Origin of the sequence: Granulicella tundricola MP5ACTX9 (genome assembly GCF_000178975.2) — a bacterium.
In the GTDB taxonomy this organism is placed as follows: domain Bacteria; phylum Acidobacteriota; class Terriglobia; order Terriglobales; family Acidobacteriaceae; genus Edaphobacter; species Edaphobacter tundricola.
Map to the genome: position 1 here is coordinate 3,042,480 of NC_015064.1, position 23,212 is coordinate 3,065,691.

Genomic DNA, 23,212 nt, shown 5'->3' on the forward strand with positions numbered 1-23,212 from the left:
ACCCATGGAAAACTGGATTGATGTGAAGACCTTCGATATCGAAAAGTTTGCCAGAAGCCTCGAAAAGGACTGCCAGGAAGGCGTGAAGTGGGAACGCCGCAAGCTGGAGTGGATTCTCGAGGAGAAGAAAGCTCAGGCAGAGGGTAAGAGCGAAGCCGCTTGAGCCAGCCCGTTCTCACGATCATCGCTGGATCAAACGGATGCGGAAAGAGCACCCTTACCTCAACGGCTCGCGATAAGTTTCAGCAAACACCCATCCTTGATCCGGATGCGATCGCCAAATCCTTACAGGCCGTCCAGGACTCCCCAAGTTCCAACATTGAAGCTGGCAAAAGAGTTCTCAAACTTGCTGAAGAACTCATTGAAAAGAAGCAAACCTTCACTGTCGAAACGACTCTCTCAGGGGGCACATACCTGAAGATGGCAGCCCGGGCCAAACAGGCCGGCTTCACGCTTATGGTTGTATTCATTGGCACCGCTTCAGTTGACATCAATCTCAAGAGGGTCAAAGCGCGTGTCGCTAAAGGCGGTCATGACGTTCCAGAGGAAGATCAGAGGAGACGCTACCCGCGGACCCTAGCCAACATGAAGCGGCTTCTACCGCAAGCTGATCTGGCAGTTGTATTGGATAATTCAACTGAAAAGGGGCACACGCTTGTGGCTTTCGGTCATGCCGGGTATATGCACTGGATTGAGCCGGTCCCAAGTTGGGCAGCCCATCTTTGCGCCGAACTAAAATCTTAGCGATCCCGCGAAGTCACAAAACCCGGCACCCAAAGCAGAGCCCGTTTCGCATCCGTAGCCGGCAGATCCGCAATCGATAACCGAGCCGCCTCCGCGTACGCGCATGCCGTATCCATCGCGTAGTCGATCGACCCGTGCCGCTGCAGAATCTCAAGAATCTGCACATGACTGACATGCGCAAAGCTCCGGTCTGCGAGCACCGTCCGAATCGCCTCGCGATCCGCGCCCGTCCCGCGTTCCAGCGCATGGATCACCGCCAGCGTTGCCTTGCCTTCGCGCAGATCGCTCGCCACCGGCTTGCCCAGAACATCCTCAGCCGCAGTCAGGTCCAGCACGTCATCAACAATCTGAAACGCCAGCCCCAGGTTCCGCCCATACTCGCCGAGCTTTTCTTCGGTCTGATCGGACGCACCCTCGATCGCCGCGCCGAGCTGCATCGAGACCTTGAATAGAAAAGCCGTCTTGCGGAAGATCAGGTCGAAGTACTCTTCTTCATTGATGAGATGGCCCAGCTTCTCCATCTGCAGAAGCTCGCCCTCAACCATCTGCTGCGTCAGCGTAATCAGCAGGTCGAGCACATGAAAGTTGCGCTCTTCAAGCGCCGTCCGGAAGCTCTGCATGTAAAGCCAGTCGCCTGCCAGAACACACTTGGAGTTACCCCACGCTGTGTTTGAAGAGGGCCTTCCGCGCCGCGTATCCGCTTCATCGATGATGTCGTCGTGAACCAGCGTCGCGGTGTGCAGCATCTCCACGACCGCACCCAGACGAATCCGGGATTGGCTGGTCGCCCCCAACGCCTTGGCCGAAAGCAAAAGCAGCAGCGGACGAATCCGTTTGCCGCCGCCCGCAATCAGGTACTCCGCAATATCCGTGATGACCTGAACCGGAGACGCCGACTGCACGGTAAACTCGCGCTCAATAGCCAGAAGATCATCACGAAGAAGATCCATGACTTCAGTTGCGGTCGCGATGGAGATCGTGCTCACTCTCGTTTAGAGTATCAGGACGCACGATTCGGTCCGGTTACCGAACGTACTGCTTTCATGGGAGTTACAGAAGAGCCTCCTCTTGTGAGGAAGGCTCCAGTTGTGAGGAAGGCCAAGCCAGACTAGTTTGAGCGGAAGTTCGTAAACTGCAGCTCGATCCCGAAATCCCCGCTGCGCAGCTTGCCCATCACCTGCTGCAGCACATCGCGATCCTTGCTGACGATCCGAACCGTCTCGCCCTGGATCGATGCATTCGCCTTCAGCTTCGAGTCCTTCACGACCGCGACGATCTTCTTCGCCGCGTCAGACGCGATGCCCTGCTTCAGCTTGATCTTCTGCCGCACAGACGAGTTCGAGGCAGGCTCGATCTTCTCGTACTCCAGGTTCTTCAGCGAGATGCCGCGCTTGACCAACTTCTGCGAAAGAATCTCGATCACCGCGCCCAGCGTGTACTCATCCTGGCTTGCAAGCTGGATCGCTTCCTCTTTTTCCAACTCGATCTTGGACTTGGAGTTCTTCAGGTCGAAGCGCGCGTTCACCTCTTTGGAGGCCTGATCGATTGCGTTCTTGACTTCCTGAATCTCTACTTTGCTCACTACGTCGAAGCTGTTATCGGCTGCCATAAACTCCAGTATAAGTCAGTTCAGCCAGTCTGAGTCAGGACCGTGCCGTCGACGGAAACAGCGTGTGGAAGTTTGCCGTCGTCTGCTCCGCCACCAGCGCCGCACCCACACCACGAAGCTCAGCCACCACCTCTGCGGTATGCGTTACATACGCCGGCTCGTTCTGCTTGCCGCGGAACGGGATCGGCGCAAGAAACGGGCAATCCGTCTCCACCAGATACCGGTCCGCAGGAGCCTGCGCCGCTGCCTCCCTGATGTTCAAGCTCTTCGGGTAGGTCACATTCCCCGCAAACGACAGATAAAAATTCGCCGCCAGCGCCTGCTTGGCCTGCTCCGGGCTACCGGAAAAGCAATGCATCACCCCCGGAATCCCAGCCGGTGTCCAGTGCTCAGCAATCAGTCGCATGATGTCTGCAAACGCATCCGCCGGCCCAAACCGCGCCTTAGCCTCCGCGGTCGCGAGATCGGACGTCCGGCAGTGGATCAGGATCGGTTTCCCTGCCTCCGCAGCAATCGCCAACTGCGCCACAAACGCCTGCTGCTGCACCTCGATATCGGGATTCTCCAGGTGATAGTAGTCCAGCCCAATCTCGCCGACCGCGATGCACTTCGGGTCCGCAACCAGCGCCCGTAGCTTCTCCAGAGCCTCAGGTGTGGCCTGATGAGCCTCCTGAGGATGAATCCCGGCGGAAGCGAAGACATGCCCATGCTGGCGTGCCAGGTCGAGTGCACGATGCATCGTAGCTGGCCCGTCGCCGATCCCAATCGCCAGCATCTGCGCTACACCCGCAGCTTCAGCCCGCACCAGAATCTCCGTTGGGTCGTCATAAAAATCAAGGTGAGCGTGGGAGTCGATCAGCATGAACTCCAGTTTACCCAAGTAACAATTCACCTCCGGTCAATCATCTTCCGGTATGCTCTGCCGTAAGATGAAGCCCGCCTTCGCCGCCTCCCTGCTGCTCTCCCTGTCGTTCGCCGCCTTAGCCCAAACGCCCGCCCCAATATCAGACGAGCCCCTCACCGTCCCCGCCGTCGTCTACCCCTCAGAGGCCAAACGCGCCCGCGTCCAGGGCACCGTCCATCTTGAGATCGCAGTCGATCCCACCGGCCACGTCACCAGCGTCCACGCGCTCGATGGCCCACTTCTCCTCCGCCAGGCCGCCGTCGACGCCTACACCCACGCTACCTATAAGCCCCTTACCGACCCCAAATCCGGCCGTCCCACCCCCGCCGTCATCACCACCGCCGTCAACTTCAACCTCACCGAACTTCCCCCCGACACCGACCTCCTGGTCGACCGCCAGTTCCAGCCCTTGCAGGCCCAGTGCCAGTCCTACGTGGACGGTGGCACCAAGTCAGAGATCACCACCGAAGCCCTCGAGGCCTGCCGCCAAGCCGTCGCCATGTCCCACCGCTTCACCCCCACCGCCGCCCTGGAATCCCGCGCCACCGCAGTCAACGACCTCGTCCTTGTCCTGCTCGCACAGAAGAACTATCCGGACGCCGCGCTCGTCGCCAACGAGGCCGTAGCCCTGGTCGACACCGCAAACCATCCCCACACACCCGCCGTCGCCACCGCCTACATCACCCGTTGTGAGGCTCGTTCGCTGGCCAAGGAGTACCCCGGAGCCGCCGAGGACTGCGCTGCCGCGGAAGAGACCCTGACCACCCTCATCGCAGACCAGTCCGCACCGGATCAATCCAAGAACGACCGTACCGCCAACTACCGCACCCAGCTTCGAGAGGTCTTCGAGCTCCACGCCATCGTCATGGATAAGCAGCATCAGGGCGGAGAAGCCCGCCGTCTTCGCAACCGGGCCAGCAAGGTCTAAGCCCACCTATTTGCCCTGCTTCAACCCCATCGCCGCCATCACCATCTGCAGATCCTTCCACGCCTCACCCTTCTGCCGCGGATCGCGCAGCAGAAACGCCGGATGGTACGTCACCACAGCCTTGGCACCGCGCACGTCATGCCAGCGCCCACGAAGTGAAGCCAGCGACTGCTTTACGCCCAGCAGGTACGTCGCGGCCGTAGCTCCCAGCGCCACCACGTACTCCGGCTGCACGACATCCATCTGCCGCACCAGGAACTGCGTGCAGGTATTCGCCTCCACCGGCTCCGGAGCGCGATTCGCAGGCGGCCGGCACTTCACGATGTTCGCAATGTAGACCTGCTCGCGGCTCAGCCCCATGGCCCCGATCATGTTGTTCAGCAACTGCCCGGACTTGCCCACAAACGGCAGTCCCTGCTCGTCCTCGTCGGCTCCCGGACCTTCCCCCACAAACATCAGCCGAGCCTTGGCATCGCCATCGCCAAACACGATGTTCCGACGCCCGCCATACGCCAGCGGGCACCGCGTGCAATCGCCGATATCGGCGCGAATGACAGCCAGCGCAGCCGCACGATCCCCAGCCGCCACACGAACCTCAGGCAGCGGAGCCAAATCATCGAACGAAACCGGTTTTGCGATGTCAAACCCCACAGCGGCCGCTTGAGTTGCAGGCACGCTCGGTCCAGTTTCTACAACCGCAACCACTGGCGCAACCGGAGTGGCACGCACAGATTCGACGCGCTCAACAACCGCCTCCATCGTCGCAGCCTCAATCGCTTGAGGCTCCCCGTTCCGATAGAAGTCATACACTCCCATATCCCGAAAGTATTCGAGATACGCGCGAACCTCCGCGTGCCCAGCCTGCTTCTCAACCGCCATAAAACAAGACTACAGCGTAGCCGTTCCGCGGCGGGAGCAAAGCGCTAAAGCGATCCAGCTCGTGTGATCGGCAGCTCCGGAGCAACCAGCCGTTCCGGCAAAACAAACGTCACAAAACCCGCCCGAATCTCATCCTGAGCGACCCGGCAGGCCTTCATCGACTTCGAGTTGGAAAGCGGAGGAGCACCCGACTGAAGCTGCCGCGCACGACGCGCCGCACCCTTGACCAGGCTGTATTTGTTGAGCAGAGCATTATCGATTGGCATCCTGCACCCCGTATTAAGTTGTCCGTTTCCCCAACTCTACCCCAGAAACAGAAGTTTTCCACATACGGAATGTTTTTTATTAACGAGTTCTAACAACTAACTGCGGCCGAAGCTCCCCAGCGCCGCCACCAGCCTCGCCGAACGCGCACTCGTCTCGCAACTCGCCGCTAACTCCCCGTCTGCCAGGGGCTCCCCTCGCTCCTTCAACACCACTGCCTTCATCTCGGTCACGGCATCGTCCAGCACGTCATTCACGAGCGCGTATTTGTACTCGCCCACCCGGTCGAGCTCCTTCTGCGCCTCCGCCAGCCGCCGCGCAATGACATCCTCAGCCGTGACATGCTCGGCCTCGCTACGGTTACGTAGCCTGCGCTCCAGCACCTGCGGACTGGGCGGCAGGATGAAGATCGAAACCGCCGCCGGCAGCTTCTTCATCACCTGCACCGCGCCCTGCACATCGATATCCAACAGCAAGTCCTTGCCCTCACGCTTTGCATGATCCAGTGCGCTCAACGCGGTCCCGTAGTAGTTACCAAACACCTGCGCCCACTCCAGGAACTCGCCGGCGGCGATCATCTCTTCGAACCTCTCGCGAGTCGTGAAGTGATACTCCCGCCCATCTTCTTCAGAGCCACGCGGCGCGCGCGTCGTATACGAGATGGAAAAATCCAACCCCTCCACCAGCGTTCGAAGCTGGCTCACCAGAGTTGACTTACCCGACCCCGAAGGCGCCGAAATGATAAATAAAATGCCTGCCATAAGTGTCTAACCAGTGTACCCGCCGAGGGTTACACCCTCGCGACAACTACTCCAGATTCTGGACCTGCTCCCGAGCCCGTTCCAGCTCCACCTTTATCGCCAGCCCCAGCTCCGTCAGCCGCAAGCCCGCGTCTCCAGCGCTTCCGCCCGTCTTTGAAAGCATCGTATTCGCCTCGCGGTTGAGCTCCTGCAACAGAAAATCGAGCTGCCGCCCAAGTTCGCCGCCGCCATCCAGCAAGCCTATGAACCGCTCGATATGCGTCCGCAGCCGCACCAGCTCTTCCTCGACGTCCCCCCGCTCCACCAGCAGCGCCGCCTCCATCACCACACGATCCTCCGGAACACCGACCAGCATCTCCGCCAATCGCTCCCGCAGCCTGGCCACCTGTGCTGCAGCCACCCCGGCTCTAAGCACCCGAGCCTCCTCCGCCATGACGCTCAGCCGCTCCATCCCCGCCCTGAGCTCCGCCGCCAGCGCCGCACCCTCAGCCTCACGAACCCCGTTCAGCCCCGCCACGGCCCTCTGCGCAGCCTCCAGCACTGCTTCCTCAGCGGCACTCACATCCATCGGCACCACCGCCGCACTCATCACGCCCGGCATCCGCAGTAGCGCATTCAGGTCAAACTCCTCCGGCTCCTCATAACGCTCCGCAGCCTTGCGATACGCCGCCACATAAGCATCCAGCAGCCCCTCATCCACCTGCACCGCGCCCACACTAGAGCCCTTCTCCACAAACACCGTCAGCTCCACGTGCCCACGCTTCACTCCCGCTTTGACGACCTTGCGCAACCCCGCCTCCAGCGCATCGAACCCCATCGGCACACGCACCTGAAGATCCAGATGCCGATGGTTCACACTCTTCACCGTAAGCGTGAAACCACGGCCACCAGCAAGCGTCCCCTCAACACTCGCAAACCCCGTCATCGAAGCCACAACGCTCACGCCGTCCCCTCCAACTCCCACGCAGCCTCAGCCGACTCCGTAGGCATCTCGCCAATGAACTGCAAGTCATAGAGCCGCTTGTAAGTCCCGGAGTTTGCAAGCAGCTCATCATGCGTGCCCATCTCCACAATCCGCCCGGCTTCCAGAACCACGATCCGCGTAGCCCGCCTCACCGTAGACAGCCGATGCGCGATCACGAACACCGTCCGCCCTTCCATCAGGTTCGCCAGCGCCGCCTGCACGAACGCCTCGCTCTCCGTGTCCAGAGCACTCGTAGCCTCATCCAGAATCAGGATCGGCGCGTTCTTCAGGATCGCCCGCGCAATCGCCAGCCGTTGCCGCTCCCCGCCACTCAGCCTGACACCCTTCTCGCCGATCATGGTGTCGTATCCATCCGGCATCCGCAGGATGAAGTCATGAGCCAGCGCCATCTTCGCCGCCTCCTGCACCTTCTTCAGCGGAATATCCGGCTGACCATACGCAATGTTGTTTCGCACCGTGTCGTTGAACAGCACGGTCTCCTGCGTCACCTTGCCGATCTGCTTGCGCAGGCTCTCGATCGTCACATCCCGCAGGTCCAGCCCGTCGATCGTGATCGCCCCATCGTTCACATCGAAGAACCGCGGAATCAAATTCACCAGCGAGCTCTTCCCGGCGCCGCTCGGCCCCACAAACGCAACCACCTCACCCCGAGCCACCCTCAGATCGATCGAGTGCAGGATCGGCACCCGCCGCCCATCCTCCTCATACCCAAACCCAACCCCGTTGAAGCAGATCTCCTTCTCAAAACCTTTCACAACAGCCGCGCGCTTCTTCTCCCGAACGTCATCCTGCGCGTCCATGAACTTGAAGATCTCTTCGCTCGCTCCCACCGCCTGTTGGAAGCTGTTGTAGAACATCGGCATCTTCCGCACCGGGTCATACAGCCCAATCGTCGCCGCCAGAAACGTAATAAACGCACCAGCCGACGTGCCATGCAGGATACTCTGCCGCCCCAGGTAAAGCAGCAGCGCAATCGCCACTGCACCCAGCGCATCCATCAGCGGGCTTGAGATGGACTGCACCGCCACCGACCGCATATTCGCCGTCAGCAAGCGGTCCGCCGCCCGCCGGAACCGGTTCATCTCCCAAAGCTCCATCCCAAACGCCTTGACGATGCCGTTGCCCGTAATCGTCTCGTGCAGAATGTTCTGAATCTCCGCCAGCTTGTCCTGCCCTTTGCGCGTCGTCTTACGAACGCTCCGTCCAATTCTGCGCGCGGAAGAAATCACCACCGGCAGGAAAAGCAGCAGCACCCATGCCAGCTTCCCGCCCACCAGGATCACCGCGCCCACCATGAAGATCAACGTAAACAACTGTTGCAGAAAGTCGCTCAGCACAGTCGACATCGCAGCCTGCACCCGCTCAATGTCGTTGATCAACGTCGACAGCAACGAGCCCGTCGTGTGCTTCTGAAAGAACGCCATGCTCCGCCGCAGCAGCGAGTCATACAAATCGTTCCGCAGATCCGTAATCATCCCGAACCCGGCCTTGTTCGCCAGCAGCGTACCCAGGTAATCACAAACCGACTTCACCACTGCCGAAGCCACCAGCGCCACCGCCACCACGGTCCACGCATTATGAAAATGGCTTGGAATCAAGCTCTGCAGATTCACAACGGTATTCGTATGCGGAATTCGAAACTTGAGCACCTGATCCGGCGAGGAAGATGCACTCAGCACATTGTCCAGGATCGGCTTGATGAGCAGAAAGCGAAAAGCCCCCATCGCCCCCACCACCGCCATCAGTAGCGTAGACAAAACAAGGTAAAGCGCATAAGGCCGCATATACCGCAGCAACCGCCAAATCCGCCTCACGCCTCACACCGCCAGATCACACGCTCAATCACCCAACCATTCTACCGGCTACCCGAAAGCAAGGCGTAACGAGGATGAAGAGGATCAAGACAGGATAGAAAAGGATTTTGCAATGTTCTGTTTACGCTCATTTCTAAACTCCACTCGCCGACATTTCGGGAGCTGTCCGAAGTTCAAAATAAGTCCAATCTCCATTGTAGATGCTCGGAGATAGTGAAGAAGCTGCGCTTCGTGGGCTTTGGATATCTGCTCTGCTGTCTTCAACTCCAGAACGACCCTCCCCTGCACAACAATATCGGCTCGAAAAGACCCGACCGGCTTCCCATGATAAGTAACGGCGATGGGGACCTCGACGGCCATGGACAACCCAGCCTCACTCAAAGCAATTGCCATCGCCTCGCGATAAACTGATTCCAGAAATCCAAAGCCTAGCTCATTGAAAACCTTGTAAAACACACCAATGATTTGAGCCGTCAGCTCATCTTCAGTGCCAACGAACTTGCCTGAATACACCACGCCCGTTTCATTCGTTTTTATCCCGTCTCGATCCATCGTTATCCCCGTTACGCCTTGCTTTTAGCCTCATCTTGGCATATCCCGGTGCATACTCTTCACCCGATACCCAACCCCCTCCAGCCTCTTCTTCATCTCCTCCGCAATAGACACAGACCGATGCTGCCCACCCGTACACCCAAACGCCACCGTCAGGTAGCTCTTCCCCTCCGCAATGTAATGCGGCAACAAAAACTCCAACATGTCGGTCGTCTTCTTCAAAAACTCCTCCGTCTGCGGAAAGCTCTGCACATAAGCCGCCACCTTTGGATGCTTGCCGGTCAGCTCCCGAAACTCCGGCACAAAGTGTGGATTCGGCAGAAACCGCACGTCGAGCACCAGGTCCGCATCCGTCGGCACCCCGTTCTTGAACCCAAAGCTCATAGCGGAGATCGTAAGATTCTTGTCCTCTTCACTCCGAGCCTCGAACTGCGCATTGATATGCGCACGCAGCTCGTGGACGTTGAACTTCGTCGTATCCAGCAGAATGTCCGCGACATTCCTTACCGGATCAAGCCGCTTCCGCTCCGCCCGGATCGATTGCGGCACCGTCTCGCTCCGCCCCATCGGATGCGGCCGCCTGGTCTCCGAGAACCGCCGCACCAGCGAGTCGTCGCTGGCCTCCAAGAACAGCACCCGAGTCGGTAGAACCTTCTTCACCTTCCGCAGAATCCCCGGAAACAGCTCCAGACGGCTGCCCTCGCGCACATCCACCACCAGAGCCGCACGCCTGTTCTCAGCAGACTGCCGCACTAACTCCGCAAACTGCGGAATCAGCTCCAGCGGCAGGTTGTCCACCGAGTAATACCCCAGATCCTCCAGCGCCTTCAGAGCCGAGGCCTTCCCTGCCCCGCTCATCCCCGTCAGAATGACGAGTTCGCCGTCACCAGCAACCACCTTCGCAACCTTGCGAGCCCCACCCGAAACCTTCTTCGCCGCCTTCGCAACCTTAGCCGTTGTCTTCGTCGCAGTCTTCCGAATCATGCAGAAATCCTAGCACCCGCACACTAACCCCACTCCGCACCACACCGGTCGAAGCTCACTGCACCCTCCAGCCCACGCCTTGACTCCCACCCCACACGCTCCAGCTCCGGCCCCCGTCCAAACTCCCCCACATACCCCACACACAGGTAAGCCACCACCGTCAGCCGCTCCGGCACCCCCAGAATCTCGCGCAGCTTCGCCATGTCCAGAATGCTCACCCACCCCACGCCGATCCCCTCAACCCGCCCAGCCAGCCAAAGATTCTGCACCGCACACACAGTCGAATAGATCGCAGCCTCCGGCATCGTCTGCCGCCCAAGCCCATGCCCCTGATCGCTGCACGCATCGCACAGCACACATACATTCTGCGGAGCCTCCAGAATCCCTTCGAGCTTCAGCCCGTCATACAGCTCCCGCCGCTCACCCTCATAAGCCTCTTTGGCGGATGCATTCGCTGCCAGAAAAGCCTCTCGCACCGCCGTCCGCACCGCCACATCCCGCACCACCACAAAACGAGAAGGCTGCATCAACCCCACCGAAGGCGCAGCATGCGCCGCCCCCAGAACCCGCATCATCACCTCATCCGGCACGGCCTCCGGCAGAAATCCCCGCCGCACATCCCGCCGCTCGGCGATAGCTCGATAGACCGCCCCCCGCTCATCCGCACTGAAATCCAAGTGATCCGCCTCTGCCCGCTTTACCCCGCGACCACAATCTCAGAAAACTCCGCAATCCCGCCAAAGTCTCCGAGCACCTTCCCCAGCAAAGCCAGTCGATTCGCCCGCACAGCCTCATCCGGGTCCATCACCATCACAGCCTCAAAAAAAGCATTCACCTGCGGCCTCAAGGTCGCAATCAACTCCAACGCACCGCGATACTCATGAGCACCACGAAGCGCAGCAACCTCCGGCTTGACCTCCGCCGCCTTTTCCGCCAACGCAAGCTCCGCGCCATCCTTCAGCAGAGAGATATCCACGGCGGTTCCAGGCGCAATCCCCTTCTCAGCAGCCTGAGCCAGGATATTCTTCATCCGCTTGAAAGCCGCGCTCACAGCAGCAAAGTCCTCAGACCCACGCACCGCCGTCACAGCCTCCGCTCTCGCCACGGCATCCCGCACATCATCCGCCCCAGCCCCGAGCACCGCAGCCACAACGTCATAAGCCTGCCCCTTGGCCTCGCGCAGATAGAACTCCAGCCGCTCCGCAAAAAACACCTCAAGCTTCCGCACCAGCACCAGGTTATCCCCGACGGCAGCCCTGACCACCTGCCCAATCCCCAGCCCGGTTGCGCCTTCGCCCAGGATCTTCACAATCCCATTCGCAGCCCGCCGCAGCGCAAACGGGTCCTTGGACCCCGTCGGCTCCAGCCCCAGCCCGAACATCCCAGCGATCGTATCCGCCTTATCCGCCATCGCCAGCAACTGCCCTTCAACCGTCCGCGGAATCCTGTCCTCCGTCGACACCGGCCGATACTGGTCATAGATCGCATTGCAAGCCGCCTGCGCTACGCCTTGAGCCTCCGCATAAAGGCCGCCGACCTCACCTTGAAGCTCCGTAAACTCCTTCACCAGCTCCGTCGTAAGATCCGTCTTCGCCAGTCGAGCAGCAGCCTTCAAAGCCTCCAGATCCACACCCGGCACCGTCGCAGCAAGGCTCAAAGCCAACGCCCCAACGCGCACGGACTTAGCCGCATAGCTCCCCAGATCCTTCTGGAACGTCACATTCTCCAGCAGCGCAACACGCTCTTCCAAAGGCACCCGCTGATCGAACTCCCAGAAGAACCGCGCATCGTTGAACCGTGCCCGCAGCACCCGTTCATTGCCATGACGGATCACCGCCTGCCCCGTCTCATCGGCCACCGTATTCAGCACCGCAAGAAAATGCGGCGCCAGCTTGCCGTCAGCACTCTCCACCGCAAAGTAGTTCTGATGATCCCGCATCACGGTCACCAGCACCTCTTCGGGCAGCGCCAGATACTCCTTCTCGAAACCACCCAGGATCACGCTCGGCCACTCCGTCATGTGCGTCATCTTGTCGACGAGCCCATGATCCTCCCGCCACCGCGTCCCCTCAGCCGTCCTGCAAACCTTATCCAGCGCCTTGCGAATCACATGCCGCCGACCCTCAACATCCACCATCACAGAGGCCTTCGCAAGCTCCTCGACATAGCTCGCCGGAGTCACCGCAATCGCCGCATCCCCAAACAAAACCCGATGCCCATACGTCACGCGTCCAGCCTCATAACCACCGAATGAAACCGGCACAATCTCATCGCCCAGCAGCGCCACGAGCCAACGCACCGGCCGCACAAATCGCTCCGGCCGCCCCGCGCGCCAGTACATATTCTTAGCCCAGTAGATCCCCGCAATCTCCTTCGGCAACTCCTCCGCCAGAACAGCAGCAGCAGACCGTCCAGCCTTCACAGAAGTCGCAGCGACATACTCACCTTTGGCATTCGTCACCACACGCAGCGCAGAAACCTCCACGCCATTCTTCTTCGCAAACGCCACCGCCGCAGGCCCAGGCTGCCCATCCTTGAACGCAATCTTCGTAGCCGGTCCAAGCACCTCCTCGGACACATCCTCCTGCCGCGCGAGCACGCCCTTCACCACCACAGCCAGCCGCCGCGGAGTCGAGTAGCTCTTCGCCTCCACCGCACCCGCAACCAGGCGTTCACGCTCCAGCAGACCCACCGTCCGCTTCAGCAACTCCGCCTCAGCCTGCGCGATCATCCGCGCCGGCACCTCTTCCAACCCGATCTCAAACAGAAAATCCGCCATCAACTCGTACCCAATCCTTTACTTGCCTCGAGCGTTACATTCGTTTTTTGCTTATCCCGTCGATCGTTCATCCACTCAACCCACAGAAACGGATCAAAGAAGATGTCCAGCACGAATTCAAACAAAAATTCGAACATGTTCAACTACTCCTAAGCTGAAGCAAAATCCTTCGCAACCAACTCACCCTGCGCCGCATAAGCCTTAGCCACACCCACAACCAGCGTCCGAATCCTCGCCATCACGCCCACACGCTCCGTCACAGAGATCGCGCCACGAGCATCCAGCAAATTGAACAACTGCGAGCACTTCAGCGCCAGCTCGTAAGCCCCAAGCACAGGAAACCGCTTCAACTCCAGCGCCTCCATCTTGTCCATGCCTTTGGCCTTATCGAGCAGTCCCAAACACTCTTCCTCATAAAGCCCCAAATGCTTCCACAGCGAGCTCACATCCGCATAATCAAACCCATAGCTGGAGAACTGTTCCTCCTCCGCCAGCCGCATCTCGCCGTACGTCACTTCCTTACCGGTATCCGGCTCGACCGCCCACACAATGTCATAGATCGAATCCACATCCTGCAGGAACCCGGCGATCCGCTCCAGCCCATACGTGATCTCCCCGCAGATTGGGTCCAGGTCCATCCCGCCGCACTGCTGAAAGTACGTGAACTGCGTGATCTCCAGCCCGTCGAGCATTACTTGCCAGCCCACGCCCCACGCGCCGCCAACCGGCCACTCCCAGTTGTCTTCCTCAAACTTGATGTCATGCTCCTTGAGGTCGATCCCGATCGCCTCAAGCGACTCCAGGTACCACTCCTGCACCCGCACCGGTGGCGGTTTCAGGATCACCTGCATCTGCGTATGGCGGAACAGACGATTCGGATTCTCACCATACCGACCATCCGCAGGCCGGCGGCTCGGCTGCGCATACGCAATCCGTACCGGCTTCGGCCCCAGCACCCGCAGAAACGTATCCGGGCTCATCGTCCCAGCTCCAACCTCGCTGTCATACGGCTGCTGCAGCACGCACCCGCGCTCCGCCCAGAACCTCTGCAGCCGAAACACCAACTCCTGAAACGTCAGCGCCCCCGCCTTGAGGGAACCACTCTTTGTCGCAATCGCACTCATCGGTCTTCGCGTCTCTCTTCTGAAACAGGCAATCACCCGATTCTAAACGCCCAGCCCTCTTCTCACTGCTTGGGCACCAGAATCCGCCGCTCGCCCCCCACCGGCTCCTTCGTCAAATCGTTCGGCAACGTCATTGGATCGGCCAGAATCTTCGGGTCCGGCAGCGGCACGGAGATCCCCGCCGGCCTCACAAACGCATTCATCCTGCTGATCGTCACCACCAGGTCATGCTTCCCGGCCCCAATCCCCGTACTCCGCGGAAACTCCACAATGTACCGCTCCCGCAGCAGCTTCACCAGCCGCTTCAACTCCGAGCCAACCTCAATCTCCTGCGCATATAACCGCATTCCACCGGTCAGCTCACAAAGCTCGTTAAACGCATCCTCGTTCGTTTCGGTGGAAGTGTAGCCAGGCAACGCCGAGCGCCCCGACCCTCGCCCACTCAGGCTATTCGGGATGCTCCCCGTCGTGGAAAGCCCAAACACCGCAATCCCCTGGCTCTGCGCATACTCCCGAACCTCCGGCCACTTCGTCCGGCTTCCCCGGTCCTGCCCATCCGAGACCACCAGCATCACCCGCCGCCCCGGCAGCTTCGACGCCTGCTTCACCGTCATCGCCATCGCATCCCAAAGCCCCACGCCCTGGCGGCATCCATGCCTTCCCTGCACCCGCTTCACCTCGGTCATCGCATGGTCCGCCGCCATCTGTAGAGAGGCTCGATCCACCGGGACGTTCAACCCCGTCCGCATCAGCCCGCAGCTCATCACGTACATGGAGATACTGTCTCGCGCCTGAAGCTGCCCCGGCGCAAGCCTAGCCAGCCTTTGGCGCACCTCGTCCATCAGCCCCGACGCCTCCCCACTCGGGTCCAGCAGCACCACCAGCGAGATCGGATCGTTCCCCTCCTCCCGCACATGCGTCGGCTTGAACAGTGGCCCGGAGTCCACGCTCATCAGAAAGCGGTCCTCAGCCACCCGCCCCATCGAACCCCGTAAAGGACTCAACACTAAGGTCGGAATCTGGATCAGGTTCGTATAAACGTGCAGCGTGGGCAGCGCCGCATCCCCCGCCGTCCCCACCTCAGGCGCACCTGGCACGCTCGTCTGCCCGCCCGCACCGATCGCGGCAAACAAGACAACCAGCCCTATCAGCGATCTAGCCCTCATCGACCACCTCAAACCGGTACCGCACCGAACACCAGAACAACACCGCCAACACCACCGCCTGCACAAGCCCGCCAAACACATACACCGTCCGAGCTGTCATCAACGCCGCAGACCCAAACACCGGCACAAACAGCACCAGCGCCCCACCCAGCCCCGGCACCTTGACCCCCAGCCTCTCCGCCCGAACCGCCACCAGCATCAGCACCACAAACGGCGCATACAGATGCACCAGCGTGTAGAAGTATGAGATTGGCGGCAGCATCACCATGAACAGGCTCACCATCAGCAACTGGTTCGCCACCGGCAGCCTCCAGACCCGCCCAAAGAACACCACCGCAAAGAGGACAGCCCCGCACAGATAATAGGGCCCCGTCAACCGCCCCGGAGCCACCCCCATCAGCGTCGCCACAAACTTTACCAGCCCAAAGAATGAGTGGTTCGCCACCAGCTCATGCAGGCTCCACTCCGCCACCCGAATCCCCTGGTAACCAAACACATTCTTCAGCGAACCCCGCCACGCCTCCCCCACAGTCGGTCCCAGGTAAATCATCGAAGCCACCGTAGCCCCCACAAACGTCCCCACCCCCACCCCAAACGCCCGCCAGGCCCGTCTCGGCAGCAGCAGCGCCAGAAAGATCACCGGGTATAGCTTCACCCCCGCTGCGAGCCCCCAAAGCACCGCTGCTCCATCGTTCCTCCCCCGCACATAAAGCCAGCTCCCCGTAGCCGCAAAGATCCAGAGCAGCAGTTCGACATTCCCCCGCTCCACCAGCCCGCGTATCGGAAAAGAGACTAGCCCCACCGTCACCGGAAACAAGATCGCCGTAGCCCAGCCAATCCCCTCCGCCCGCAGCGCCCGAACCACCCCCCAGACCACCACACCCGCAGCCAGCGCAGCAATCACCACATAAACCGCCACCGGATGCCCACCCAGATAAAGCCCCCGAAACAGCACCGCCCCAAACGGTGGATACGCCACCGGCGATGTCACCGGATTGCCCCAGAACGCGCTCGTATGCACCAGCTTCAGCGTCGGCACATACTCCAGCAGATCCCCAAACAGCGGCTCATCCAGCGGGTCCCACCCATTCCGCGGCACACCCGCCCGAGCCTCCAGCCACCCGCGCAGCCACGTCAGCAGAAACATCCCCACCGACCCAGCCCAGAACACCCGCAAAGCTCTCGGAAGCCTCAAAGCACCACCCATCACAATGAATTCAGGAACTCCAAGTCTATCGCGCCAGCGCCCGCGCACTGACCAGCCTCTTCTCCAGGTGCCGCTCCAGCGTCTCCACCGCGAACCGCCGCAGCGCCACCCCACGTTCCTTCGGCCACTCCTCCGCCCCCAGGTCCTGCACCGTCCCCTTGAACATCCTCAGCGCCTCCGCCACCGCTTCGGCCCCCAACCCCACACTCCCCGGCCGCCGATCATCCGCGCACGTCACCCCATCCGCCACCCCCGAGTACCAAACCGTCCGCCCCCGCAGATCCTCCCCACACACCACGCACCGTCCCAGCTCCGGCATCCACCCCATCAGCCGAGTCATCCACAGACAAAAATACGTCACTGGCATCCAGACCCGACCCACCTCCATTGCCCCCGTCACCGCCAGCGCCAGGCGAAACACCGCATCCTCAACCGCCCCATCCGGCAGCTCGTCCAGCACCTCCGCCACCAGCTCCAGCCCCGCCAGCCGCACAAAATCAATCTTCGCCGTCATCGGCGAGCTCATAATCTCAAACGCATCCAGCCTGACGAGCTCCTGCTTCGGCCTCTCCGCCCACGTCGCCTTCACATGCGTCATCGGCTCCAGCGCCCCGCCAAACCGCCGTCTGGACCGCATCGCATGACGCGCGATCCCCTTCACCTTCCCAAACTCCCGCGTAAACAAACTCACCAGCAGATCAGCCTCATGAAACGGCCAGGTCCGCAGCACGATCGCCTCACCCACCCGCACCGCGATCCTGCCTTCCTTCACCCCGACCTCCTTAGTCCGCCCGCACCGTCATTCCCCCTCCGCGTCGGTCATTCTGAGCGCAGCGAAGAATCTCAGTAGTTTTCTCCCAGCCACAAAAGCAAAACGCGCGGCCACAAAGGGCCGCGCGCCTCGACAAATCTGAAAACCTACCGACCGAAGTGAGCCGCGTTCTTATCCTGATACTCCGCCCACTTCTCAGGCAGATCGTCCCCGGCATAGATCGCCGAGACCGGGCAAACCGGCACGCAGGCGCCGCAATCGATGCACTCGACCGGATCGATAAAAAGCTGCGTCGCATCCGAGTAGCCGTTCTCATCCTTCTTCGGGTGAATACAATCCACCGGGCAAGCGTCCACACACGCTGAATCCTTCGTCCCAATGCACGGTTCCGCAATCACATACGCCATCTCAAACTCTCCCTTTAACCCAAATCTAAAATCGATTGAACCTGAACTTTGACTAGATTCTACCAGCAACCCAAACCAAAATCATTCCCCTCCCCCATACCCAACATTTTCACCCCAATCCATTCGCCTCCCGTAGAATCATCCGCAAGCGCAAACTCAGGAAAGCGAAGCCTCCGACCATGCCGCCAGCAGCAAGGGTCACCGACATGCATACCTGTCCGATGGTGACGGTTCTCGTCCCACACGTCGGCGGACCCATCCTGCCTCCCGGCGCGCCCACCGTCCTCATCGGCTTCCTGCCCGCCGCCACCGTCACCAACATGGTCACCTGTGTCGGCCCCCCGGACATCATCGTCAAAGGCTCCGCAGGCGTCTTCATCAACTTCCTCCCCGCAGCCCGCATGGGAGATATGACCGCGCACGGCGGCGTCATCATCCTCGGTGAACCCACCGTCATGATCGGAGAGATCGGCTCCCCGTCACCCGGCGCTGGTGGCCTTGGAGGCATCGTCGCCGGCCTCGCCGCGGCAATCGTCAAGGACTTCAACAAGGCCATCGCATCCGTCTATGCTGCCGGCACCGGAGCCATCGACGCTCTCACCGCCAAAACCATCCAACTCGCAGCTCAGTTTCTTGCCGGCAAGAAAAGCACCCGCGCCTTCCTCCTGGACCACTCCCCGCACGACACCACCCAGCTCCCCTACGACGGAAAGGTCATCGGCTCAGGCTGCCAGCCCACAGAGCCCGGCACCGTCGCCACCGCGCCCGGCGTCCGCCCAGCCAAATGCCCCGACCCATCCAAGACTATCCCCAAGGTCTACTTCGCCAACGGCATCAACACCAAGTTCGCCGGCGACGGTGCCTCCATGTGCGCCACCATGCAGAACATCGCCAACCAGACCTGTGCTGAGGTCGTCGGCATCTACGGAGCCACAGAAGGCATGCTCCCTGACCTCGATCAGGCCGTCGACGAGATCTCCAAGACCTCCGACTCGAAGCAGGTCAGCACCCTGACCGATCTTGTCTATGGAGCCGCCTCCAAAGACCCTCCCGACCCGCTCAACCTCATCGTCCACAGCAGAGGCGGCCTCGCCACACAGGAGGCGCTCGACCACGCCAAGTCTGCCATGCTCGCGGGCGATATGTCGCCCGCTCAAGTCAGCCAGGCTCTCTCCAAGGTCAACATCAGCGCCTACGGAACTGCCGTACAGGGCTGGCCGGTCGGGCCCGTCTACTCCAAGCTTAATAACGTTGCCGACCCCGTGCCCGCCGCCATGAAGGGCGCACAGTCCGCCTTCCAGAGCGCCACCAACGCCGATAACGACCCAACCCCCACCGGGTACATCAATGAACCGCAGCTCAACCCCATCAACGCCCATAGCCTCGACTCCATCTACGCCAAGTACATGCCTCAGGCACCTGGCCCTCGCGATTGCAATTGTTCTTAGCGCCACTCTTCCAACCCCGGCTCACCCCGCTGAAAGGATCATGACCTTGCCCCTCTCTTCAACCCTCACTCACGGCGATGCCTATCGCTATGTCGCAGCATGGGCCGCATTCGATCATGACTCCCTGGCGCATATCAGTGACAACGGCAAGGAGTTCTTCGGAACCATGGGCGGCATTGACTTCCAGTACGCGGAGAGCGACCACATCCTCCACGTATGGGGCTTGATCATGCCCGGAGCCGCACCATTCCTCACGACCAAAGCGGAGATCAAGCAGCAGATCGATCAGACCGCACACGATCACCCGGAAGAGACCGCCGGAGCCGTCTTCGACATACGCACTCTGCCCTGGAATAAACAATCCATCGCCAAACTCGAACCACGCCTTTATCTGCGGCTGGATCTCGCCGATACTTCAATCCCAACAGATCAGGCCATGAAGCGCTTCAAGAATCTACGCGACGCAGCCTATGTCTGGCATCGCCAGAAGATGTTGGAGATCCTGAATGACTGGTGGGCAAAGCACCCAGAAGCCGCGAAGAAGTACTCGTCTGCCAACTGAACCGAAGCACCAGAGCCGCGGCACAGCCAGAACCCTCTCATGCGCTTTACGGCTCGCTCGTCTCCCGCCGAGCCCGAAACTCCGCCGGCGTAGGAATCCGCTCCATCCCCCGCCCCGCAAACATCTCCGTAAAAATATGCTGCATCTCGTCCTTGATCAGCCCATTCGTCGCAAACACCTCGCGCGAGTCCAGCGTGAACTTGCCCCCATCGAAGTGCGTCACCGTTCCACCCGCCTCCTCCACCAATAAATATCCAGCTGACGTATCCCACGGATTCAGTTTGAACTCCCAGTACCCATCCAGCCTCCCGCAAGCCACATAAGCCAGGTCCAGCGCGGCTGACCCAGCCCGTCTCACCCCATGCGACCGCAGCGTCATCTCCTGGTAGAAATGCACGTTCGGGTTCTCATGCCGTTTGCTCGATGGAAAACCCGTCCCCGTCAGCGACTCCTGCAACGTCTTCGCCTTCGACACATGAATCCGCTTCCCATTCAGCCACGCGCCCTTGCCCCGTTCGGCCACAAAAGCCTCATCCCGCAGCGGGTCATAGATCACCCCCGCCACCATCTCGCCATCTTCATCCGCACTTAGTCCCGCAGCCCGACGCTCACACCCCAGCACCACGCAGAACACCGGGAACCCATGCGCAAAGTTCGTCGTCCCATCCAACGGATCGACGTACCAACGGAACTCCCGCTCCAACCCCTCGCGAGTCCCTTCCTCACCATAGATACCATGCTCCGGAAACGCCTCGCTCAGCCGAGCCTTGATCAAAGCCTCACTCGCCCGATCCGCCTCAGTCACCAGGTCGACGTCGCCCTTGTACTCCATCGCAACGCCCTTCGCATAGAACTCCCGCAGCAGCGCCCCAGCCTCCCGCGCAATCCCCTCCGCCACACCAGCCAACAAAAACTCACTCACACAAACTCCTGACTATTCACTAAAAATTGCCTGCATCCGGCTGAGCACTTCGATGACCGTCGTTCGCGGCACCAACTCAACAAGCCGAGCATTCCTGGCTTCCAGATCAAGTACTCTCAACTGATCACAGCGGACTACGCCCGTAGTCTTCAATCCCATGCCGTCAAGCGAAACGGCAAAACCTGACCTCCGGGCAAAACCCCCACCGTTCGTAATCGGCAGCACCATCGGAGCCCGCGTCAAACGGTTGAATTCATCCGGCGAGATCACAAGAACTGGGCGGAACCCACGCTGCTCGTGCCCCTGCGTCGGTTCCAGGGAGACCATGTAGATCTCACCGCGTTTCAAATCTCCCGGCCAACCGAGGCTACATTCAACCAAGCCTCATCCTCTTCGCTGCGGACCATCTCGCCGTCGCATTGGTCCAGCAACTCCTGCATCGTGTACTTGGGTGCCTTGCTGCCAGAGAGTACAACCCGACCACTCTCTACGCCAACCTCCACAGTCGACCCATCATGAAGATGCAACTCTCGTTCGAGAGCTTCTGGCACCTCCATCATCAGTACCCCGTCCACTCTTTGCAAGCTCGTCACATGCATCGCACGCCTCCGCTACTTACTCGAATAATACCCCGTCCGATACCGCAAACTCACTCCCTGCGAATCCACCAGCGACACCCCAATCTTCCGATACCCATCCCGCCGGCTCTTCACCGTCTTCTCCGGCGCATAGTACCCCAGCACATACTGCGTCCTTAGATCATCCGACACCTTCGCATACACCTTAGCCAGATCCCGCGGATCGTTCACATAGTAGTAATTGCCGCCCGTATCCGTCGCCATCTGGATCAGCGCATGTTCCCCACCCGTATTGCGCCCCGCATCCGCCTCAATCGGCACGACGATCAGCGCATACACCATCACACCCGCGCGCTGAGCCTGCTCGACCGCCTGGTCATACCCCACGCCATGAACGGTGTTATCCCCATCCGTAATCAACACCAGCACCCGCCGCCGCCCACCTCCGGCATTGGTCTCCCCCAACCGCTGCGAAGCCAGATACACCGCATCATACACAGCGGTCGCATCGCCCTTCCTCAACTCATTCAACCCATTCTCAATCCGCTTCTTATCGTTCGTAAACGACACAACCTCTCGCACCGTATCGGAGAAATCCATCAAGTCGAACTCATCCTGCTCCCTGAGCAACGCCCTCACAAACTTCTTCCCAGCCTCTTTTTCAAGACGATCATTCGTCACCACACTCTCGCTCCCATCGATCGCCATCACGATCGAAAGCGGCGTAGCCGACTCCTTCTCAAAGAACGCAATCTTCTGCGCCACCCCGTCCTCAGAGATCACAAAATCCGCCTTGGAGAGCCCCCCCACCGGAGCCCCCTGCGCATCCACCGCATTCACCGCCACATTCACCAGCCGAGACTCAGCTTTCAGCGTCGTCACAGCCTGCTCCGGAGCCCGCCGCTCAATCGGCGCCTGCCCCCCACCAACCCCGCAAGCCACGACCAAACCCCAACCCAAAACTCTCAACGAACGCCCGCCTTAACTCAACACTCAAAACTGACAACTCACAACTGGACAATGCAGCCTTCGCTAAACCGGCCTGAAATCAATTCCCATTCAGCGCAACCTCTGTTGGAAACGGCTCTCCATCCGCCCAAATCACCCCATCCACAAACGTCTCCTTCTTCCAGATCGGCACCTGTTTCTTCAACGTATCGATCAACCACCTACAAGCATCGAACGCCGCCCCACGATGAGCGCTCGCCACAACAATCAGCACACTCGTCTCACCCACCACCAACCGCCCCAGCCGATGCAGCAACGCCACATCCCGCACCCCAAACTTCACAATCGCCTCCGCAGCCAGCCCCTCCATCTGCGTCAGCGCCATCTCCCGATAAGCCTCATAGTCCAGATAAAGCGTCTTCCGCCCCCGCGTATTGTCCCGCACAATTCCGTCGAACACGCACACCGCGCCATCCGCCCCGGCCTTCATCTCCGCCATCACCGCATCCGTCGGCAGCACCTCATCCAGAATCTCAACCCGCACAACACCCTCCACTCACCGGCGGCAGCAACGCCACCTCATCGCCGTCGTTCAATACGGTCTCCATCCCCGCATACTCCCGGTTCACCGCCACGGCGATCGACCCCATCATCCCACCTAACCCCTCACCTGATTTAGACGAGCGCCCCGCCAAATCGCGTACAAGCCCCCCGACACGGCTTCCCACATCCAAATGCATCGACTCCTCCGCCACCCCGACGAAATCTTTCAAAACCCCGAAATAAAGCACCCTGACGATCACCAACTCAGCATATCCCACCGCATTATGGACCGACACAATTGGGTGCCCCATGTCCCGCTTCTGGGACATGGG

28 protein-coding genes are annotated in these 23,212 nt (G+C 60.3%); 5 read left to right on the forward strand and 23 right to left on the reverse strand.

The features are described 5' to 3' along the window. Positions 1–4 precede the first annotated feature (4 nt). Both ACIX9_RS25850 and ACIX9_RS13015 read left to right on the forward strand, forming a co-directional pair. Positions 5–163 carry a hypothetical protein gene (locus ACIX9_RS25850; protein ID WP_013580946.1) on the forward strand — a complete coding sequence of 53 codons (159 nt, stop codon included), beginning with the start codon at positions 5–7 and terminating at the stop codon, positions 161–163. Next, positions 160–744, forward strand: coding sequence for a zeta toxin family protein (locus ACIX9_RS13015; RefSeq protein WP_013580947.1), 585 nt, complete (start codon positions 160–162; stop codon positions 742–744). Before ACIX9_RS25850 ends, ACIX9_RS13015 begins: the two co-directional genes overlap by 4 nt. Here the strand turns inward: ACIX9_RS13015 and ACIX9_RS13020 are convergent. From ACIX9_RS13020 to ACIX9_RS13030, 3 genes are all read right to left on the reverse strand, one after another. Beyond that, positions 741–1,730, reverse strand: a complete 990-nt coding sequence (locus ACIX9_RS13020) for a polyprenyl synthetase family protein (RefSeq protein WP_013580948.1) — start codon at positions 1,728–1,730, stop codon at positions 741–743. The two genes, ACIX9_RS13015 and ACIX9_RS13020, sit on opposite strands and share 4 nt — an antisense overlap. 122 nt (positions 1,731–1,852) lie before the next feature. Beyond that, complete coding sequence (locus ACIX9_RS13025; protein ID WP_013580949.1) at positions 1,853–2,353, reverse strand: YajQ family cyclic di-GMP-binding protein; 501 nt, start codon at positions 2,351–2,353, stop codon at positions 1,853–1,855. Positions 2,354–2,387: 34 nt separating this feature from the next. Next, positions 2,388–3,215, reverse strand: a complete 828-nt coding sequence (locus ACIX9_RS13030; protein WP_041597771.1) for a TatD family hydrolase — start codon at positions 3,213–3,215, stop codon at positions 2,388–2,390. Between the two features lie 52 nt (positions 3,216–3,267). Between ACIX9_RS13030 and ACIX9_RS13035 the strand changes: the two genes are divergently transcribed. Continuing rightward, positions 3,268–4,185 carry an energy transducer TonB gene (locus tag ACIX9_RS13035; RefSeq protein WP_013580951.1) on the forward strand — a complete coding sequence of 306 codons (918 nt, stop codon included), beginning with the start codon at positions 3,268–3,270 and terminating at the stop codon, positions 4,183–4,185. 6 nt (positions 4,186–4,191) lie between these two features. Here ACIX9_RS13035 and ACIX9_RS13040 read toward each other — a convergent pair whose 3' ends face one another. The 14 genes from ACIX9_RS13040 to ACIX9_RS13105 form a co-directional block, all read right to left on the reverse strand. Further along, complete coding sequence (locus ACIX9_RS13040; protein WP_013580952.1) at positions 4,192–5,064, reverse strand: uracil-DNA glycosylase; 873 nt, start codon at positions 5,062–5,064, stop codon at positions 4,192–4,194. Between the two features lie 44 nt (positions 5,065–5,108). Then, positions 5,109–5,330: a DNA-directed RNA polymerase subunit omega gene (gene rpoZ / locus ACIX9_RS13045; protein ID WP_013580953.1), complete on the reverse strand. Its 222-nt coding sequence runs from the start codon at positions 5,328–5,330 to the stop codon at positions 5,109–5,111. Between the two features lie 96 nt (positions 5,331–5,426). Continuing rightward, positions 5,427–6,089, reverse strand: a complete 663-nt coding sequence (gene gmk / locus ACIX9_RS13050) for a guanylate kinase (RefSeq protein ID WP_013580954.1) — start codon at positions 6,087–6,089, stop codon at positions 5,427–5,429. Positions 6,090–6,135: 46 nt separating this feature from the next. Continuing rightward, on the reverse strand, positions 6,136–7,032 hold the full coding sequence (locus tag ACIX9_RS13055; RefSeq protein ID WP_013580955.1) for a YicC/YloC family endoribonuclease: 897 nt from the start codon (positions 7,030–7,032) through the stop codon (positions 6,136–6,138). Then, on the reverse strand, positions 7,029–8,888 hold the full coding sequence (locus ACIX9_RS13060; protein ID WP_041597107.1) for an ABC transporter ATP-binding protein: 1,860 nt from the start codon (positions 8,886–8,888) through the stop codon (positions 7,029–7,031). The genes ACIX9_RS13055 and ACIX9_RS13060 overlap by 4 nt, the downstream gene beginning before the upstream one ends. Positions 8,889–8,972: 84 nt before the next feature. Beyond that, entirely contained in the window at positions 8,973–9,440 is a 468-nt protein-coding gene (locus ACIX9_RS13065; protein WP_013580957.1) for a GxxExxY protein, read from the reverse strand. A gap of 30 nt (positions 9,441–9,470) precedes the next feature. Continuing rightward, on the reverse strand, positions 9,471–10,424 hold the full coding sequence (gene rapZ, locus ACIX9_RS13070; RefSeq protein WP_013580958.1) for an RNase adapter RapZ: 954 nt from the start codon (positions 10,422–10,424) through the stop codon (positions 9,471–9,473). 23 nt (positions 10,425–10,447) lie between these two features. Next, positions 10,448–11,101, reverse strand: coding sequence for a 5,6-dimethylbenzimidazole synthase (bluB, locus tag ACIX9_RS13075; RefSeq protein ID WP_013580959.1), 654 nt, complete (start codon positions 11,099–11,101; stop codon positions 10,448–10,450). A 20-nt stretch (positions 11,102–11,121) separates the two neighbouring features. Further along, positions 11,122–13,203: a glycine--tRNA ligase subunit beta gene (glyS, locus tag ACIX9_RS13080; protein ID WP_013580960.1), complete on the reverse strand. Its 2,082-nt coding sequence runs from the start codon at positions 13,201–13,203 to the stop codon at positions 11,122–11,124. 149 nt (positions 13,204–13,352) lie between these two features. Continuing rightward, a complete protein-coding gene (locus ACIX9_RS13085; protein ID WP_013580962.1) occupies positions 13,353–14,327 on the reverse strand; it encodes a glycine--tRNA ligase subunit alpha in 975 nt (324 codons plus the stop codon). 62 nt (positions 14,328–14,389) lie between these two features. After that, positions 14,390–15,493 (reverse strand): vWA domain-containing protein, encoded by a 1,104-nt coding sequence (locus tag ACIX9_RS13090; RefSeq protein WP_013580963.1) that lies wholly within the window; start codon positions 15,491–15,493, stop codon positions 14,390–14,392. Further along, positions 15,483–16,688, reverse strand: coding sequence for a glycosyltransferase family 87 protein (locus ACIX9_RS13095; RefSeq protein WP_157477539.1), 1,206 nt, complete (start codon positions 16,686–16,688; stop codon positions 15,483–15,485). The genes ACIX9_RS13090 and ACIX9_RS13095 overlap by 11 nt, the downstream gene beginning before the upstream one ends. 37 nt (positions 16,689–16,725) lie before the next feature. Next, positions 16,726–17,472, reverse strand: coding sequence for a DNA repair protein RecO (gene recO / locus ACIX9_RS13100; protein WP_013580965.1), 747 nt, complete (start codon positions 17,470–17,472; stop codon positions 16,726–16,728). Between the two features lie 146 nt (positions 17,473–17,618). Continuing rightward, a complete protein-coding gene (locus ACIX9_RS13105; RefSeq protein ID WP_013580966.1) occupies positions 17,619–17,879 on the reverse strand; it encodes a 4Fe-4S dicluster domain-containing protein in 261 nt (86 codons plus the stop codon). Between the two features lie 179 nt (positions 17,880–18,058). Between ACIX9_RS13105 and ACIX9_RS24815 the strand changes: the two genes are divergently transcribed. Next, positions 18,059–19,327 carry a PAAR domain-containing protein gene (locus tag ACIX9_RS24815; protein WP_013580967.1) on the forward strand — a complete coding sequence of 423 codons (1,269 nt, stop codon included), beginning with the start codon at positions 18,059–18,061 and terminating at the stop codon, positions 19,325–19,327. A gap of 46 nt (positions 19,328–19,373) precedes the next feature. Next, complete coding sequence (locus ACIX9_RS13115; RefSeq protein WP_157477542.1) at positions 19,374–19,889, forward strand: hypothetical protein; 516 nt, start codon at positions 19,374–19,376, stop codon at positions 19,887–19,889. A 46-nt stretch (positions 19,890–19,935) separates the two neighbouring features. Here the strand turns inward: ACIX9_RS13115 and ACIX9_RS13120 are convergent, their stop codons facing one another. The 6 genes from ACIX9_RS13120 to ACIX9_RS27535 form a co-directional block, all read right to left on the reverse strand. After that, positions 19,936–20,811, reverse strand: coding sequence for an inositol monophosphatase family protein (locus ACIX9_RS13120; RefSeq protein WP_013580969.1), 876 nt, complete (start codon positions 20,809–20,811; stop codon positions 19,936–19,938). Between the two features lie 12 nt (positions 20,812–20,823). Then, complete coding sequence (locus tag ACIX9_RS13125; protein ID WP_013580970.1) at positions 20,824–21,159, reverse strand: type II toxin-antitoxin system PemK/MazF family toxin; 336 nt, start codon at positions 21,157–21,159, stop codon at positions 20,824–20,826. After that, the gene (locus ACIX9_RS13130; protein ID WP_198152099.1) at positions 21,156–21,362 is read right to left on the reverse strand and encodes an AbrB/MazE/SpoVT family DNA-binding domain-containing protein; all 207 of its coding nucleotides are present in this window, start codon (positions 21,360–21,362) and stop codon (positions 21,156–21,158) included. The genes ACIX9_RS13125 and ACIX9_RS13130 overlap by 4 nt, the downstream gene beginning before the upstream one ends. A gap of 60 nt (positions 21,363–21,422) precedes the next feature. Beyond that, positions 21,423–22,331, reverse strand: coding sequence for a VWA domain-containing protein (locus tag ACIX9_RS13135; RefSeq protein WP_232298714.1), 909 nt, complete (start codon positions 22,329–22,331; stop codon positions 21,423–21,425). 106 nt (positions 22,332–22,437) lie between these two features. Beyond that, positions 22,438–22,881, reverse strand: coding sequence for a molybdenum cofactor biosynthesis protein MoaE (locus ACIX9_RS13140; RefSeq protein WP_013580973.1), 444 nt, complete (start codon positions 22,879–22,881; stop codon positions 22,438–22,440). Further along, positions 22,871–23,209, reverse strand: a complete 339-nt coding sequence (locus ACIX9_RS27535) for a MoaD/ThiS family protein (protein WP_013580974.1) — start codon at positions 23,207–23,209, stop codon at positions 22,871–22,873. The genes ACIX9_RS13140 and ACIX9_RS27535 overlap by 11 nt, the downstream gene beginning before the upstream one ends. Between the last annotated feature and the right edge of the window lie 3 nt (positions 23,210–23,212).

Coding starts and splice junctions, on each gene's coding strand:
- ACIX9_RS25850 (WP_013580946.1), top strand. CDS start 5: ATGGAAAACTGGATTGATGTGAAGACCTTCGATATCGAAAAGTTTGCC.
- ACIX9_RS13025 (WP_013580949.1), bottom strand. CDS start 2,353: ATGGCAGCCGATAACAGCTTCGACGTAGTGAGCAAAGTAGAGATTCAG.
- ACIX9_RS13030 (WP_041597771.1), bottom strand. CDS start 3,215: ATGCTGATCGACTCCCACGCTCACCTTGATTTTTATGACGACCCAACG.
- ACIX9_RS13035 (WP_013580951.1), top strand. CDS start 3,268: ATGCTCTGCCGTAAGATGAAGCCCGCCTTCGCCGCCTCCCTGCTGCTC.
- ACIX9_RS13040 (WP_013580952.1), bottom strand. CDS start 5,064: ATGGCGGTTGAGAAGCAGGCTGGGCACGCGGAGGTTCGCGCGTATCTC.
- rpoZ (WP_013580953.1), bottom strand. CDS start 5,330: ATGCCAATCGATAATGCTCTGCTCAACAAATACAGCCTGGTCAAGGGT.
- gmk (WP_013580954.1), bottom strand. CDS start 6,089: ATGGCAGGCATTTTATTTATCATTTCGGCGCCTTCGGGGTCGGGTAAG.
- ACIX9_RS13065 (WP_013580957.1), bottom strand. CDS start 9,440: ATGGATCGAGACGGGATAAAAACGAATGAAACGGGCGTGGTGTATTCA.
- rapZ (WP_013580958.1), bottom strand. CDS start 10,424: ATGATTCGGAAGACTGCGACGAAGACAACGGCTAAGGTTGCGAAGGCG.
- glyS (WP_013580960.1), bottom strand. CDS start 13,203: ATGGCGGATTTTCTGTTTGAGATCGGGTTGGAAGAGGTGCCGGCGCGG.
- ACIX9_RS13085 (WP_013580962.1), bottom strand. CDS start 14,327: ATGAGTGCGATTGCGACAAAGAGTGGTTCCCTCAAGGCGGGGGCGCTG.
- ACIX9_RS13090 (WP_013580963.1), bottom strand. CDS start 15,493: ATGAGGGCTAGATCGCTGATAGGGCTGGTTGTCTTGTTTGCCGCGATC.
- ACIX9_RS13105 (WP_013580966.1), bottom strand. CDS start 17,879: ATGGCGTATGTGATTGCGGAACCGTGCATTGGGACGAAGGATTCAGCG.
- ACIX9_RS24815 (WP_013580967.1), top strand. CDS start 18,059: ATGCCGCCAGCAGCAAGGGTCACCGACATGCATACCTGTCCGATGGTG.
- ACIX9_RS27535 (WP_013580974.1), bottom strand. CDS start 23,209: ATGTCCCAGAAGCGGGACATGGGGCACCCAATTGTGTCGGTCCATAAT.